This is a genomic window from Pseudomonas sp. EA_65y_Pfl1_P113 (assembly GCF_963970525.1).
Classification (GTDB): domain Bacteria; phylum Pseudomonadota; class Gammaproteobacteria; order Pseudomonadales; family Pseudomonadaceae; genus Aquipseudomonas; species Aquipseudomonas tritici.
Genome location: NZ_CAXAQM010000731.1, coordinates 1 through 262, shown reverse-complemented (window position 1 = coordinate 262; position 262 = coordinate 1). Strand labels below are relative to the sequence as shown.

The 262-nt window shown below is 54.6% G+C and carries 1 protein-coding gene; it reads left to right on the top strand.

All coding sequences use genetic code 11. The annotated features are described in order from the left end of the window. Window positions 1–262: RHS repeat domain-containing protein (locus tag AACY52_RS31945; protein ID WP_339439721.1), on the top strand; the 262-nt coding region annotated here is incomplete at both ends.

Below are 262 nucleotides of genomic sequence, written 5' to 3'. Positions count from 1 at the left end.
CCTACGAGCATGACAATGGCTTCGTACGGGTTGTAAGGCGGGGTCTGGCGGTTTGGAAATACGAGCGCAATGATCAGGGCGACGTTACGCGTAGGACCGATCCAGACGGACACTCCACGGACTACAGCTATAACAAACACGGGCAGTTGATTGGGGTTTGGTACCCGGATCACAGTTGTCAGCGGCTGGTGTGGAATGAGCGTGGCCAGTTGCTTGAAGAGCAATTACCGAATGGCGGAATCAAGCGCTATCGCTATGACGA